This window comes from Shinella sp. M27 (assembly GCF_049199905.1).
Lineage (GTDB): Bacteria > Pseudomonadota > Alphaproteobacteria > Rhizobiales > Rhizobiaceae > Shinella.
Window position 1 is genome coordinate 20,943 of the sequence record NZ_JBLZPK010000044.1, and the last position, 14,082, is coordinate 35,024.

The 14,082-nt window shown below is 64.2% G+C and carries 11 protein-coding genes; 4 read left to right on the forward strand and 7 right to left on the reverse strand.

What is annotated here, in order from left to right:
- Positions 1-22: 22 nt before the first annotated feature.
- Positions 23-2,056, reverse strand: coding sequence for a caspase family protein (locus ACOZK4_RS17355; protein WP_421592962.1), 2,034 nt, complete (start codon positions 2,054-2,056; stop codon positions 23-25).
- A 176-nt stretch (positions 2,057-2,232) separates the two neighbouring features.
- Positions 2,233-5,715 (reverse strand): carbamoyl-phosphate synthase large subunit, encoded by a 3,483-nt coding sequence (gene carB, locus ACOZK4_RS17360; protein WP_421592963.1) that lies wholly within the window; start codon positions 5,713-5,715, stop codon positions 2,233-2,235.
- 262 nt (positions 5,716-5,977) lie between these two features.
- Here carB and ACOZK4_RS17365 point away from each other — a divergent pair, with 262 nt between their 5' ends.
- A complete protein-coding gene (locus ACOZK4_RS17365) occupies positions 5,978-7,159 on the forward strand; it encodes an FAD-dependent oxidoreductase (RefSeq protein WP_421592964.1) in 1,182 nt (393 codons plus the stop codon).
- A gap of 1 nt (position 7,160) precedes the next feature.
- On the opposite strand, the gene blaOXA is transcribed toward ACOZK4_RS17365, so the two are convergent.
- Positions 7,161-7,967: a class D beta-lactamase gene (blaOXA, locus tag ACOZK4_RS17370; RefSeq protein ID WP_421592965.1), complete on the reverse strand. Its 807-nt coding sequence runs from the start codon at positions 7,965-7,967 to the stop codon at positions 7,161-7,163.
- 109 nt (positions 7,968-8,076) lie between these two features.
- Here blaOXA and ACOZK4_RS17375 point away from each other — a divergent pair, with 109 nt between their 5' ends.
- A complete protein-coding gene (locus ACOZK4_RS17375) occupies positions 8,077-8,964 on the forward strand; it encodes a LysR family transcriptional regulator (protein ID WP_421592966.1) in 888 nt (295 codons plus the stop codon).
- A gap of 6 nt (positions 8,965-8,970) precedes the next feature.
- Here the strand turns inward: ACOZK4_RS17375 and ACOZK4_RS17380 are convergent, their stop codons facing one another.
- From ACOZK4_RS17380 to ACOZK4_RS17390, 3 genes are all read right to left on the reverse strand, one after another.
- A complete protein-coding gene (locus ACOZK4_RS17380) occupies positions 8,971-9,996 on the reverse strand; it encodes a zinc-dependent alcohol dehydrogenase family protein (protein ID WP_421592967.1) in 1,026 nt (341 codons plus the stop codon).
- A 67-nt stretch (positions 9,997-10,063) separates the two neighbouring features.
- A complete protein-coding gene (locus ACOZK4_RS17385; RefSeq protein ID WP_421592968.1) occupies positions 10,064-10,723 on the reverse strand; it encodes a dihydrofolate reductase family protein in 660 nt (219 codons plus the stop codon).
- Between the two features lie 84 nt (positions 10,724-10,807).
- Positions 10,808-11,656 (reverse strand): LytTR family DNA-binding domain-containing protein, encoded by an 849-nt coding sequence (locus ACOZK4_RS17390; protein WP_421592969.1) that lies wholly within the window; start codon positions 11,654-11,656, stop codon positions 10,808-10,810.
- Positions 11,657-11,713: 57 nt separating this feature from the next.
- Between ACOZK4_RS17390 and ACOZK4_RS17395 the strand changes: the two genes are divergently transcribed.
- Positions 11,714-12,235 (forward strand): DUF2306 domain-containing protein, encoded by a 522-nt coding sequence (locus ACOZK4_RS17395; protein WP_421592970.1) that lies wholly within the window; start codon positions 11,714-11,716, stop codon positions 12,233-12,235.
- 109 nt (positions 12,236-12,344) lie between these two features.
- Entirely contained in the window at positions 12,345-13,292 is a 948-nt protein-coding gene (locus tag ACOZK4_RS17400; protein WP_421592971.1) for a neutral zinc metallopeptidase, read from the forward strand.
- On the opposite strand, the gene ACOZK4_RS17405 is transcribed toward ACOZK4_RS17400, so the two are convergent.
- Positions 13,276-14,076 (reverse strand): hypothetical protein, encoded by an 801-nt coding sequence (locus tag ACOZK4_RS17405; RefSeq protein ID WP_421592972.1) that lies wholly within the window; start codon positions 14,074-14,076, stop codon positions 13,276-13,278. The genes ACOZK4_RS17400 and ACOZK4_RS17405 overlap by 17 nt on opposite strands.
- Positions 14,077-14,082: the final 6 nt, after the last annotated feature.

Sequence of the window (14,082 nt, forward strand, 5' to 3'; positions counted from 1 at the left end):
TGTTCGAGACAGGCAATTCGCATCAGTGATCGCAGAAGGTGATGACGATGCAGTTGCCTGTCGCCGTGGCCGTTTTCCGCTGCACCGGCTTCTTTTCCACGACGGTCGGCTGCTTCTCGGCGACGGCGCGCTGCTTCGTCTTCGGGGTACGGGCGACCGGGCGCTCCTTGGCGGGCTTTTCGCGGGTCGCGGTGCGGGCCTTCGCCGGCTTTTCCTTCTTTTCACGCACGATCTTCATCGGCTCGGCCTTTTTCGGCGTGAAGCAGATGCCGCTGCTGTTGAGGTCCTGACCTTCCGGGCACGTCTTCGCCACGCACTGCTCGCCGACCTTGTCCTCGAGAGGGGAGCAGACGAGCGGACAAACGCGCCCGTTGCGCACTCTCATGGCGTCGAGCGCTGCCATGGTCGCAGCTGTGGTTTCGAATGAGAGCTTGGTTTCGCGATTGAAGATTTCCATCGCCGTGCGCGTCCGCCGACCCCATTTGCCATCGGGCGTTCCGGGCTCGCAGCCGAGACGGTCGAGTTCCTTCTGCTGGGCGAGCGCCAGTTCCTCTTGCGTCGGCGCGGGTTCGGTCGTGACCTGCAGCGCATCGTCGCGCTTTTGATCAAGCAGCAGGGCCGGCTTTTTCTCGGTTTCCACGGGAAGGGCAGCGACCTCGATCTGCGCCTGCTTTTCCAGCCGCTCTGCCTCCGCCTTGGCCGCGGCCTTCGCTTCAGCCTCGGCCTTGGCGATGGCGGCCTGCGCGTCGGCTTCTGCCTTGGCGGCCGCTGCTTTCGCATCCGCTTCCGCCTTGGCTGCGGCCTCGGCCAGAGCGTCTGCTTCAGCTTTTGCAATTGCCTGTGCCCTGGCGTTTGCTTCGGCCTTTGCGGCAGCGGCGGCTTTTGCGTCGGCCTCGGCCTTGGCCGCGGCTTGCACCTTTGCATCCGCCTCCGCTTTCGCGGCCGCCTCGGCCCGTGCATCGGCTTCTGCCTTCGCCACGGCCGCGGCCTGTGCGTCCGCATCGGCCTTTGCGGCAGCAGCGGCCTTGGCGTCGGCTTCCGCTTTGGCATCGGCCTCAGCCTTGGCCTTCGCATTGGCCACCTGCTGCGCCTTTTCCGCATGAAGATCGGCGAGAGCGAGCTTGGCAAGCGTGGAGAAGGCGCAGGTGCCGAAGCGGGTCAGGTGATCGTTGAAAAGGTCCTCGTCGCCCTTGTCGGCGATGGCAGCCCAATGGGCCGCCGCATCGCGGCAGGCGTCGACCACCGGCTCCTTCTTCTCCGGCACCACGATCTCCTGCGGTGCCTTGAGATAGATGCTCGTGCCGGGAAGGCGGCCGTATTCGAAAGGTGTCTGCCGCCCGTCGGTCCTTTGCTGCACGTCGTCGGCGACCTTGCGGAAGAGCAGGCTGAGCTCCAGGCCCGGCGTTTCCAGATGATCGAGCAGGGCTGCTGCATAGGGGCTGTGCTCTCCCTGACCGTCTTCAGCGACCGTGCCGGCGGCGGCGGCGTAGCTGACGAGCACGCCCGGATAGGTCTCGACCTTGGCGAGGCCACGACTCGTCGAGCGGGTTTTGTTCTGACGCGACATGGTTTGAAGGAACGGATTGTCGCGGCAGGCATCGAGCAGAACGAGCTTCAGACCCTTCGCACTTTCGACGGCGGACAGAACGTCTTCCAGCGAGATCGTCTCGAATTTCACCCGGAGATCGGATTTGAGGCGTGCGTCGGTTGGGATCAGGTAGTTCCGGCCCTGCACTTCCATACCGTGGCCGGCATAATAGACGAGGGCAAGCTCTGAATCGGCAGCGCGTTCGCTGAAGTCGGCAAGCTCCCGCTCGAAGGCTGCCTTCGACAGGTCGGTGCGCAGGCTCACCTCGAAACCAAGCCGTTCCAGCGATGCCGCGATCGCCTTGGCGTCGGTGCCGGGATTGGGAAGGACGGAGGCGTGATCGTAGCTTGAATTTCCGATGACGAGGGCAACGCGTTGCGCGGCGGCGACGGCAATCGACGCGCCAAGCCCGGCCATGACCAAAGCCATGACCGCAAAGCGCAGCAATCGCCATGCCGTCCCAATCATCGGATACCCCGGATCCCCGTCGTCCTAACGTCTCTGAAATTGCGCTCGCACACAAGCCTCTGACGGTAAAGCCTGCCGGCGTATTCGAAATCAAACCTGTCTGTTCCGTTGCCTCAACATGAAAAAAGCCGGGCGGTGGGACCGCCCGGCTCTCAAAAGATCAGAAACCCTATGGCTCAGAAGTAGGACTGCAACGGGCGCACTTCGAGCTGGCCCTGCTTGAGGGCCTTGATCGCCTGGGCGGCGGCAAGCGCGCCGGCCATGGTCGTGTAGTAGGGCACCTTCTGCATCAGCGCGGCACGGCGCAGCGATTTCGAGTCCGAGATCGCCTTGTTGCCGTCGGTCGTGTTGATGACCAGCTGGACCTGGCGGTTGCGGATGGCGTCCTCGACATGCGGACGTCCCTCCTGCACCTTGTTGACCTTGATCGCCGCGATGCCGTTTTCGGCAAGGAAGCGGGCGGTGCCGGAGGTCGCCATGACCTTGAAGCCGATCTCGGTGAGCAGGCGCACGGCCGTCAGCACGCGATCCTTGTCGCCGTCGCGTACCGACACGAAGACCGTGCCTTCGCGCGGCAGGTCGACGCCGGCGCCAAGCTGCGACTTGGCGAAGGCCAGCGCAAAGTCCGTGTCGAGGCCGATGACCTCGCCGGTCGAGCGCATTTCCGGGCCGAGCAGCGTATCGACGCCGGGGAAGCGGGCGAACGGGAATACGGCTTCCTTGACGGCGATGTGCTTGAGGTTGCGCGGATCGGGCTTCTTGCCATAGGCGGCAATCGCCGCATCGAGGCCTTCGCCGGCCATGACGCGGGCGGCGATCTTGGCGATCGGCGCGCCGATGGTCTTGGCGACGAAGGGCACGGTGCGCGAGGCGCGCGGGTTCACTTCGAGCACATAGATCGTGCCGTCCTTGATGGCGTACTGCACGTTCATCAGGCCGCCGACGTTCAGCGCCTTGGCCAGAGCCTTCGTCTGGCGCTCCAGTTCGTCGACGATCTCGGTGGACAGCGTATGGACGGGCAGCGAGCAGGCACTGTCGCCCGAATGGATGCCGGCTTCCTCGATATGCTCCATGATGCCGGAGACGAAGACATCCTTGCCGTCGCAAAGCGCATCGACGTCGACTTCCACGGCGTTCGACAGGTAGCTGTCGAAGAGCAGCGGGTTCTTGCCGAGCAGGGTATTGATCTGGCCGGTTTTGTCGTTCGGGTAGCGTTGCTTGATGTCCTCGGGCACCAGTTCCGGCACCGTGTCGAGCAGGTAGGTTTGCAGCATCGATTCCGAATGGATGATCTGCATGGCGCGGCCGCCGAGCACGTAGGACGGGCGCACGACGAGCGGGAAGCCGATCTCGCCGGCAACCAGGCGGGCCTGTTCGACGGAATAGGCGATGCCGTTGTTCGGCTGATTGAGGTCGAGCTTCTGCAAGAGCTTCTGGAAGCGGTCGCGGTCTTCGGCGAGGTCGATCATGTCGGGCGCGGTGCCGAGGATCGGGATGCCGTTCTTTTCCAGCGCTTCGGCGAGCTTCAACGGCGTCTGGCCGCCGAACTGCACAATGACGCCGACGAGTTCGCCGTTGGTCTGCTCGGCCTTCAGGATCTCGATGACGTCTTCGGCCGTCAGCGGCTCAAAATACAGGCGGTCGGAGGTGTCGTAGTCGGTCGAGACGGTTTCCGGATTGCAGTTGACCATGATGGCTTCATAGCCTGCATCCTTCAGCGCGAAGGCGGCGTGGCAGCAGCAATAGTCGAACTCGATACCCTGGCCGATACGGTTCGGCCCGCCGCCGAGGATGACGACCTTCTTGCGGTCGGAAATCTCGGCTTCCGAGCGCGTCGCGCCGGCAAACGGGGTTTCGTAGGTCGAGTACATGTAGGCGGTGGGCGAAGCGAATTCGGCCGCGCAGGTATCGATGCGCTTGAAGACCGGGCGGACGTTCAGGCCGTTGCGCAGTTCCGCGACTTCCTTCGGGCGCTTGCCGGAGAGGGTGGCGAGGCGGGCGTCGGAGAATCCCATGGCCTTCAGCATGCGCAGGTTTTCGGCGTCCGTCGGCAGGCCGTGCTCGCGGATGCGGGCTTCCATGTCGACGATGGCCTTGAGCTGATCGAGGAACCACGGGTCGATCTTGGAGCCTTCGTGCGCTTCTTCCGGCGTCAGGCCGAGGCGCAGCGCCTGGGCGACCATGCGCAGGCGGTCCGGCGTCGGCGTGGAGATGGCGGCACGGATGGCGTTCTTGTCGTTGCCGTCGCCGAGACCGGGGATTTCGATCTCGTCGAGGCCGGTGAGGCCCGTTTCGAGGCCGCGCAGCGCCTTTTGCAGCGATTCGGCGAAGGTGCGGCCGATGGCCATGACTTCACCGACCGACTTCATGGCGGTGGTCAGCGTCGGCTCGGCGCCGGGGAATTTTTCGAAGGCGAAGCGCGGGATCTTCGTGACGACGTAGTCGATGGACGGCTCGAAGGAGGCCGGGGTCGCGCCGCCGGTGATGTCGTTTTCCAGTTCGTCCAGCGTATAGCCGATGGCGAGCTTGGCGGCGATCTTGGCGATCGGGAAGCCGGTGGCCTTCGAGGCAAGCGCGGAGGAACGCGAGACGCGCGGGTTCATTTCGATGACGACGAGGCGGCCGTTCTCCGGATTGACGGCGAACTGCACGTTCGAGCCGCCGGTCTCGACGCCGATCTCGCGCAGCACCGCGATCGAGGCGTTGCGCATGATCTGGTATTCCTTGTCCGTCAGGGTCAAGGCCGGGGCGACGGTGATGCTGTCGCCCGTATGGACGCCCATCGGGTCGATGTTCTCGATGGAGCAGATGATGATGCAGTTGTCCGCCTTGTCGCGGACGACCTCCATCTCATATTCCTTCCAGCCGAGCACGGATTCTTCGATCAGCACTTCGGTGGTCGGCGAGGCATCGAGGCCGGAATTGACGATCTCGAAGAATTCCGAGCGGTTGTAGGCGATGCCGCCGCCGGTGCCGCCCATCGTGAAGGACGGGCGGATGATGGCGGGCAGGCCGATCGTGTCCAGCGCCTGGGCGCCGATCGCCATGGCGTGGCTCATATAGCGCTGCTTGCGATCGGTCTCGCCGAGGTTCCACTGGTTTTCCAGCTCGTCCAGCGCCTTGTCGAGCGCATCGCCGGAAAGCTGCGCCTTCACCTTGGCGCGCTCGGCCTCATGCGCCTTGCGGTCGACGTCCTTGATCTCGGTGGCGTTGGCGAGCAGCGACTTCGGCGTTTCCAGGCCGATGCGGGCCATGGCCTCGCGGAAGAGGGCGCGGTCTTCAGCCATGTCGATGGCGGCGGGCTTGGCGCCGATCATCTCGACATTGTAGCGGTCGAGTACGCCCATGCGCTTGAGGGAAAGCGCCGTGTTGAGCGCCGTCTGGCCGCCCATGGTGGGCAAGAGCGCGTCCGGGCGCTCCTTGGCGATGATCTTGGCGACGACTTCAGGCGTGATCGGCTCGACATAGGTGGCGTCGGCCAGGCCCGGATCGGTCATGATCGTCGCCGGGTTGGAGTTGACGAGGATGACGCGGTAGCCTTCCTCCTTCAGCGCCTTGCAGGCCTGGGTGCCGGAATAGTCGAACTCACAGGCCTGGCCGATGACGATCGGCCCCGCGCCGATGATGAGGATCGATTTCAAATCTTGGCGCTTGGGCATCTCTCTATCCAATCTTCCGCGTGCGCGAAAAACCGGCATGGCGATGGGTTCACCGGGCCGGGCGCGCAAAAATGGTCTTTCAAGGCTAGAAGCGGCTTATAGGCAAATGACAGGGGGAGCGGAACCCCGAAAATCGCGCAATCGACAGGAAAAGTGCAGGGGGTGTTCCCCAGCCGCATGCCGGCGATATAACAGGCGGCCCTGTAACCCGCTTATTAAGGACCTGTCGGGGCTTTTCAAGATCGATTCCGGGAGGGGAAGCATGCTGCCGCAGGAAACCGATGTGCTGATCGTCGGGGCGGGGCCGACGGGCCTTGCGCTCGCCGTCACCCTGCAACAGGCCGGTCTTCGCCCCGTCATCGTCGACCGGCTCGCCGCCGGCCAGAACACCTCGCGCGCCGCCGTCATCCATGCGCACACGCTGGAAGTGCTGGAGCGCATCGGCGTCACGGATGAACTGGAGCGCCGCGGCCTGCCGCTGACGCGCTTTGCGCTGCGCGACCATGACAAGGCGCTGCTCGAACTCGATTTCTCCATGCTGCCCTCGCGCTATGCGGAGGTCCTGATGATTCCCCAGGACGAGACGGAGGCGATCCTGACGGAGCGGCTGGCGGTGCTCGGCGGCAGCGTCGCCCGCGGCGTGACGGCGACGAAAGTGGAAACGGACGCGGGCGGCGCGACCGTTCACCTTGCAATGGAGGAAGGTGAACAGGTGATCCGTGCTCGCTACCTCATCGGCGGCGATGGCATGCACAGCGTTGTGCGAGAGGCGGCCGGCATTGCGTTCGATGGCGAGGCCTATGCGGGCTCCTTCGTGCTGGCGGATGTCCATATGGATTGGGGGTTCAGCGACGAGGTGACCTTGCTCTTCTCGCCGGAAGGCATGGGTGTCGTCGCGCCGCTGCCCGGCGGCCACTTTCGCATCGTGGCGCCGGTCGAGGAGGCGCCGCCCGAACCGGATGCCGCCTTCGTGCAGGCGCTGCTGGATGCGCGCGGACCGCGCACGGTGCCGGGCCGTGTGCGGGATGTGATCTGGAGTTCGCGCTTCCGCGTGCATCACCGCGTTGCCTCGCACTATCGCTCCGGCCCGGTTTTCGTGATGGGCGATGCCGCGCATGTGCACAGCCCGGCCGGCGGGCAGGGCATGAACACCGGGATCGTCGATGCCGTGGTGCTGGGGCAACTGCTGGCCGATGTCCTGAACGGCAAGGCGCCGGAGACGACGCTCGACCTCTATGAGGAGAAGCGCCGCCCGGCTGCGGTGGAGGTGCTGGCGCTCGCCGATCGCCTCACGCGGATGGCGATGGTGCGCAGCGTCTTCGGCCGCATCCTGCGCAACCTTGCCTTGCGCGTCATCGGCGCGTCCCCGGTGTTTCGGCGCAAGCTCGCGCTCAACGTCTCTGGCCTCGCCCGCAAGGGGATGGGCATGGTGCCGCCGCGCTAGATCATTCCGTGGCGAGAATGCCTGGAAGTTCCGCGAGAATGCTGTCACGTGCCCTCAGGCTCGTACGCGGTTCCTGCTTCTTCTCGTCCTGGACCAGCCGTGCAAAAACCACGGTCTGCTCGCCGCGGCTCGCCCAGCCGACATACCAGCCCCAGGGCGTATTATAGTTGAAGCTGCCGTCGGCCTGGCGCGGGAAGGCCATGCCGGTCTTGCCCTTCGCGTGCCAGCCGCCGCCGATTTCCTGGCCCTCGACGATCTCCATCGCGGCGTCCATGGCTTCGGCGGAGACGGGTAGTTCGTGATTGACCAGCTGCTTCAGGAAGGCGATCTGCTCGCGCGGCGAGATTTTCAGGGACGAGGCGATCCAGGATCGTTCCAGCCCATTGTTCTTGCCGCGATCGCCGGTCACATCGGCATTGCCGTAGCCGAAGGCCTCGGCATAGTCGCGCAGCTTCTCGTAGCCCAGGAATTTAGCGATCTGATGTGAATACCAGACGACGGAATATTTCATCCAGCGCCGCGGTCCGGTCGGCTGGCGCCAGACATCGCCCAGCCAGTCCGGATAGCCTTTCATGAAAGGTAGTTCCGGCTCGTCGGCATTTTCCAGAAAGCCGGAATCGTAGCCCATCACGGCGAGTGTGATCTTGAAGGTGGAGGCGGGGGTGACGCGGCTTTTGCAGTCACCCTTTTCCATGATGACCTCATTGCTGCCGGCATCCGCAACGATGGTACAAATAATGCGGGCTTCGGCTGGCGCCGCGAAGCTTGCAGCCAGCAGGGCGCCGGCGGCGAAAAGACGTTTGTCCATCCCGTTTCCTCTGATTTCGAGTGGTTTGTGCCGTCTTGATAGCAATCGCTTGATGGGCTGACAAAAGATCAATACTGGTCTCAGCCATGAGGAAAACTAGGGCATTGCCATGGTCCGGCCATATCTTCCGCTGAACGCCTTTCGCGCTTTCGAGGCCTCCGCGCGGCATTTGAGCTTCACCCGCGCGGCCATCGAGCTGAACGTCACGCAGGCCGCCGTGAGCCATCAGGTGAAGAGCCTCGAGGACCAGCTCGGGGTCGTGCTGTTCAAGCGCCTGCCGCGAGGGCTGATGATTACCGCGGAGGGCGAGAGCCTGCTGCCGGTGCTGCGCGACAGTTTTGACCGCATGGCCGATGTGGTGGAGCGTTTTCGCGGCGGCCACGTGCGGGAAATCCTGACGGTCGGTGCGGTCGGCACCTTCGCGGTTGGCTGGCTGCTGCCGCGGCTTGCACGTTTTCGCGAGCGCCATCCCTTCGTTGAGGTCAGGCTTTCCACCAACAACAACCGCGTCGATCTTGCTGCCGAAGGGCTCGACTTCGCCGTGCGTTTCGGTGCCGGCGCCTGGCACGGCACGGATGCCGCCAGGCTTTTCGATGCGCCGCTTTCGGTGCTGGCGATCCCGAATGTCGCGCGCGATCTGAAGGCGCCGGAAGACTTGCTTGGCCTGACGCTGCTGCGTTCTTACCGCCGCGACGAGTGGACCCGCTGGTTCGAGGCCGCCGGCCTGCCGCGCACGCCGCCACCGCAGAATGCCATCGTCTTCGATACCTCGCTCGCCATGATGGAGGCGGTGCTGCAGGGGCTTGGCGTCGGGCTTGCCCCGCCGCTGATGTTTTCGCGGCTGCTGTCCTCCGGCACCGTCGTGCAGCCGTTCAAGACGAGCGTCGCGCTCGGCAGTTATTGGCTGACATCGCTGCAATCGCGCAGCGTCACGCCGGCCATGGCGGCCTTTTCGGCATGGCTTCGGGAAATGGTGGCGGAGGAGGGGTTGGCCTGACTCCTCTTACAGACCGGGCATGACGAGCACCTTCACCTCGCCTGGGCGTAGCGGGTTCGCCACGGCATCCGGCAGATCGTCTATGCCGATGCGGCGCGAGATCAGCTTATCGACCTTGATCGTATCAGACGCGATCAGTGCCGCGGCACGGCCATGGGCATGCGGGTTGAGGAAGGAGGTGAGTATTTTCACCTCGCGGAACAGCAGGTCGAACGGTTCGATCTCGACCTTCTCCCCCTGCGGTATCACGCCCAGAATGACCACGGTGCCGCCGTTACGGGCGAGTTTCGGCGCTTGCGCCATGGTTTCCGCCACGCCCGCACATTCGATGACGACGTCGGCACCGCCGGGAATGAGGCCGGATTGGCAGGCAATTCCCGCGATTGCATCGCCGGCACCGGGGTCGAAGGAGTGGGTGGCGCCGATCTCCTCGGCTAGCTGCCGGCGCACGGCCTGGCGCGTGACGAGCACGACGGTGGTCGCGCCGGCAAGGCGGGCGAGCTGGACCGTGAGCATGCCGATCACCCCGCCGCCGAGTACCACCACGGAGCTGCCCGGCTCGATGCCCGCCATGTCGATACCGTGTAGGCAGCAAGCCAGCGGCTCGCAGAAGGCGCCGTGTTCCGGCGGCAGCGACAACGGCAGTTCATAGGCCTGCCGCTGCGGCACCAGCACATAGTCGGCAAAGCCGCCGTCGCGGTGGATGCCGATGGCCTGGAGGTTTTCGCAGAGATTGATGCGCCCGCGCCGACATTGCGCGCAGCGGCCACAGGGAATGTTCGGGTCGCCGGTGATGCGCATACCCGGGCGGAAATCGAGGACGGCATCGCCGATTGCCTCGACGATGCCGGAGAATTCATGGCCGAGCGTCACCGGCGGACGGCAGGGAAACCCTCCGTGGAAGAGATGACGGTCGGTGCCGCAGATGCCTGCGGCCTCCACCCGCACGAGAAGATCGTCCGGGCCGGGCACCGGCTTTTCCACGTCGCGAACGATAAAACCGCCGATCGCCTCCAGCCGTGCCGCTTTCATGCCATCCTCCCGTTTTCCGCCGGGGAATAGGAACTGCAACGGAGGTGGCGGTCAAGGCCGCACGCGCTCAGGTGAGGTTACGGCGGCGCTCCAGTTCGGCGTCTGTCGGCGTTTCGAATTCGAAGGAGCCGGTGGTGACGTCGCCGGCGCGGGCATATTTGCTGATGACGATGCCGTTTTCGCTGGTGCTCGAGGCCACCAGCGTCAGCGCCCGCGGGAAGGAGGTTTCGCCGAACAGCCGCTTGCCCTTGCCGAGAATGACCGGGAAGGTGAAGACGTTGATCTCGTCGACGAGGTCGTGTTCGAACAGCGTCTTGAGGAAGGCCGTCGATCCCTGCGTCAGGAGATCCGGCCCGTCCTCGCTCTTCAGCGCCTTCACCGCGGCGACCGTGTCGGTGCCCAGCACATGGCTGTTCTGCCAAGTGGTTTTGAAGCCCGGATTGCGGGTGGCGACATATTTGTTGATGCGGTCGAAGAGCGGGCCGATCGGGTCGTTCTTGTCGGCATAGGGCCAGTGGGCGGCGAAAATATCATAGGTCTTGCGGCCGAGCAGCAGGTCGAAGGGATGTGAAAACATCTCGCCGATCGCAGCGCCCATCTTCTCGTCGAAGAGCGGTGCCACCCAACCGCCGAATTTGAAGCCGCCAATCGGATCTTCCTCCGGACCGCCCGGTGCCTGCATGACGCCGTCAAGGCTGATAAAGGCGCCGACAATGATCTTTCTCATGGGGTTCTCCTGGCCGATGTGTTGAATGCATACCTAGAGACGAAGGGCGAAAGGTCGATCCGACACCGCCCTTGAAAAAATCCATCAGCCCCAGCGGCTGCGCACCGCCTCCATGCGGCTGCGGCTTACCGGGATTTCCCGCCCGTCCTTCATCAGGATCGACAGCCGGCCCTCGGAGCGCAGCAATCTATCGACATGCACATCGGCGACGAAATGCGAGCGGTGCACCTGCAAGCCGGCCGTCGCCCCCAACTCCTCAAGCGCATCGGAAAAACGCAGCAGCACCAACTCCCGCCCGCGGCTCGTCGTCACCTCGGTATAGTGATCGGCGACGGTCATGTGCAGTACCGGGCCGCGGTTCTCCTGCTTCAGCCGGCGCAACAGCAGCACCTCGGCGCGCTCCTCCGTTGCGTCGGAAGCAGGCAGTGGTGCTGGCGAAAGCACCTCGGCCTGCTTGCTGCTCATCGTCATGAAGGTGAGGCCGCAGAAAAGGGCGGAGAGGAGCAAGCCACTGGCGATGCTTTGAACGATGGTTGCCACGGTGGGCGTGCCGCCGAAGGTGGTCAGGCTGATCGCCTCCGTGGCGAGCCCGACGGGCGCGCCGGCGATGAGCGTGCCGATCGCCATGCGTCCGAGAAGGCTCGGCACGCGCTGAAGGAGAAGCGTGTTGACCAGCACGATGGTGACGACAGCGATACTCCAGGCGGCGGCGTGCTGGACGAGCCAGAAGCCGAGGCGCGGCGCCGTGGCCAGACGCTCGGCGGTACCATAGGGACCGGTCACCCAGAAGATCAGCACGACCGCGCCGAAGGTCGCCCAGAAGCGCGGCGCGCGCAGGAAGACCTGCAGTTCACGAAGCGCGGATTGCAGGAAGGGGCGTTCCACGAAGTATTCCGTCCATTCGGGCCAAAGCGTTTGAGGCGGGCCGATCATTGGCCGAAGACGATAGCGAATTCAACCGCCCCTTTTCCACGAACGATCGAGTTTGCCATGACCCTCGAACCATTGCTCAACGCCCCCTTTGCCATCCAGTTTCATGTTGCGACGGTGCTTCCGGCCGCTGTGCTCGGTGCCATCCTGCTCGCCCGCCCCAAGGGCACGCCGGCCCATCGGCTGCTCGGAAAAATCTGGCTGGTGCTGATGGTGCTCACGAGCTTTTCGACCTTTTTCATTCACGGCATCAACACGGTGGGCGGCTTCAGCCCCATCCATCTTATTTCCATCTATGTCATCGCGGGCAGCGTCCGGGCGATCCAGACGGCACGCCAGCGCAATATCCGCGCCCACCGTGCCCATGTCGCAGGCATGTATTTCGGCGGCATCGTGGTGGCGGGGCTTTTCACGCTCGTTCCGCACCGGGTGATGGGCATGATGATCTTCGACGGTACGTCCGGCCTTGCGAGCGGGCTTGCGGCTGCCCTCGTCAGCATGATCTTCGTGGCGGCCGGCGCGCTGGCCATCCGCGAGGCGGGCTGGGGACAGCGTTTCAATGCGATCTTCCGGCGCCGTTGAAACGCTGCTTTTCGTTTTGCAAGGCGGCGCGGCTGGCCCTATAAGTTTTTGCTGAGGAACGAATTCACGCCGTGGACGTTCGTCGGCAATCAATGCGGGGAAATGCGCCATGGAATGGAAAGGTCGTCGCCAGTCGGACAATATCGAGGACCAGCGCGGACCCGGTCCCGGCCCCTCGATGGGGGGAGGCAATCCGTTCGGTCGCGGCAATGGCGGTTTCCGCATCCCGATGGGTGGCGGACGCAGCGCCGGCGGCGGCGGCATGAGCATCGGCACCATCATCTTCCTCGTTGTCATCTACTTCATCTTCAAGGCGATGGGCATCGACCTGTTGCAGGTGATGGATGGCGGTGGCGGGCAGCCGAGCCGCCCCGGCTTCGAGCAGACCGACAATGCCAGCCAGCGCTCGTCGCCGCAGGAAGAGGAAACCAAGGCCTTCATGGCAACGGTTCTCGCCGAGACGGAAGACACCTGGAACGGCATTTTCCAGGCGGCCGGCGAGCGTTACGAGGAGCCCAAGATGGTGCTGTTCTCCGGCTCCGTCAAATCGGCCTGCGGCTTTGCCTCCGCGGCCTCCGGCCCGTTCTATTGCCCGGGCGACCGCAAGGTCTATCTCGACATGAGCTTCTTCGATGAGCTTGCCAACAAGTTCGATGCGGCGGGCGACTTTGCGCAGGCCTATGTGGTCGCCCATGAGGTCGGCCACCATGTGCAGAACCTTACCGGCGTGCTGCCGCGCTTCAACCAGCAGCGCCAGCGCATGAGCGAGGTCGAGGCCAACCAGATGTCGATCCGCGTCGAGCTTCAGGCCGATTGTTATGCCGGCATCTGGGGCAAATATACCCAGCAGAAGGGCCTGCTTGAGAGCGGCGACCTCGAGGAAGCGCTGAACGCCGCGACCCAGATCGGCGACGATACGTTGCAGAAGCGCATGCAGGGCTACGTCGTCCCCGAAAGCTTCAACCACGGCACCTCGGACCAGCGCCGCCGCTGGTTCAAGCGCGGCTTCGACACCGGCCGGGTCGATGCCTGCGACACGTTCAAGGGTGAACCGTAACAGCCGGGCCGGCGTCTCCGACGCCGGCGATTTCTTCTCCGGCAATCGCGACATAGTCCGTCAGATGGGTCGTCATCACTGAGAGCGCGATGGCGATGGCGGGAATGGCGACCGCGAGATTGCCGCGCATCTGCCAAAAGAACGAGCCGTGCAGGACGCGGATCCACAGAAGGAGTGCCACCGGCACGAGGCCGAAGAGCGCCATATGCGTGGCGAAGCTGACAATATCACCGCCCAAGGCCCGGAAGGGGCTATCCTGATCCAGCAGCCAGACTGCACCGGCGGTGAGAAGCACCACCACGACGAGCAGCGGCTTCATCATCATTTTCTTCCACGACACGATCACGCATGTCCCGACGAAAAGACAGGCCAGTCCCATTGTCAGCAGGGCGAGCGTGCCGGGCCGCTCGCCAAGCCGCACCAGGGTCTCCGGCCAGAAGTCCCGGATGGTGAGAAGAAAGAGATAGAGGCCCGTGACGATGCTGACGGACTGGCTTGCGAAAGCCGGTCTCGGAAAGACCGAAGGGTAGGTCTGGGGCGTCATGGTGACCTCGCGAGGAATGCCGGCCTCGGCCTTCCCGAGGGGAAATCCGGTCCGAGCCGCAACTTTCCACGAGAAAGCTGACAATACGCTGACGGTCGGCGCGGCCAGGGCATTTGCCGCCGATCCCTCAAGGAAACGCATCGCCATCATCAAAAGATTTGCAATGTTCACGGATTGTTTCGCTGTGGAAACTGAATTAGAAGTCGGCACCTGACATTTTGCCCGCGGCGTGGGCGCCATTCTTTT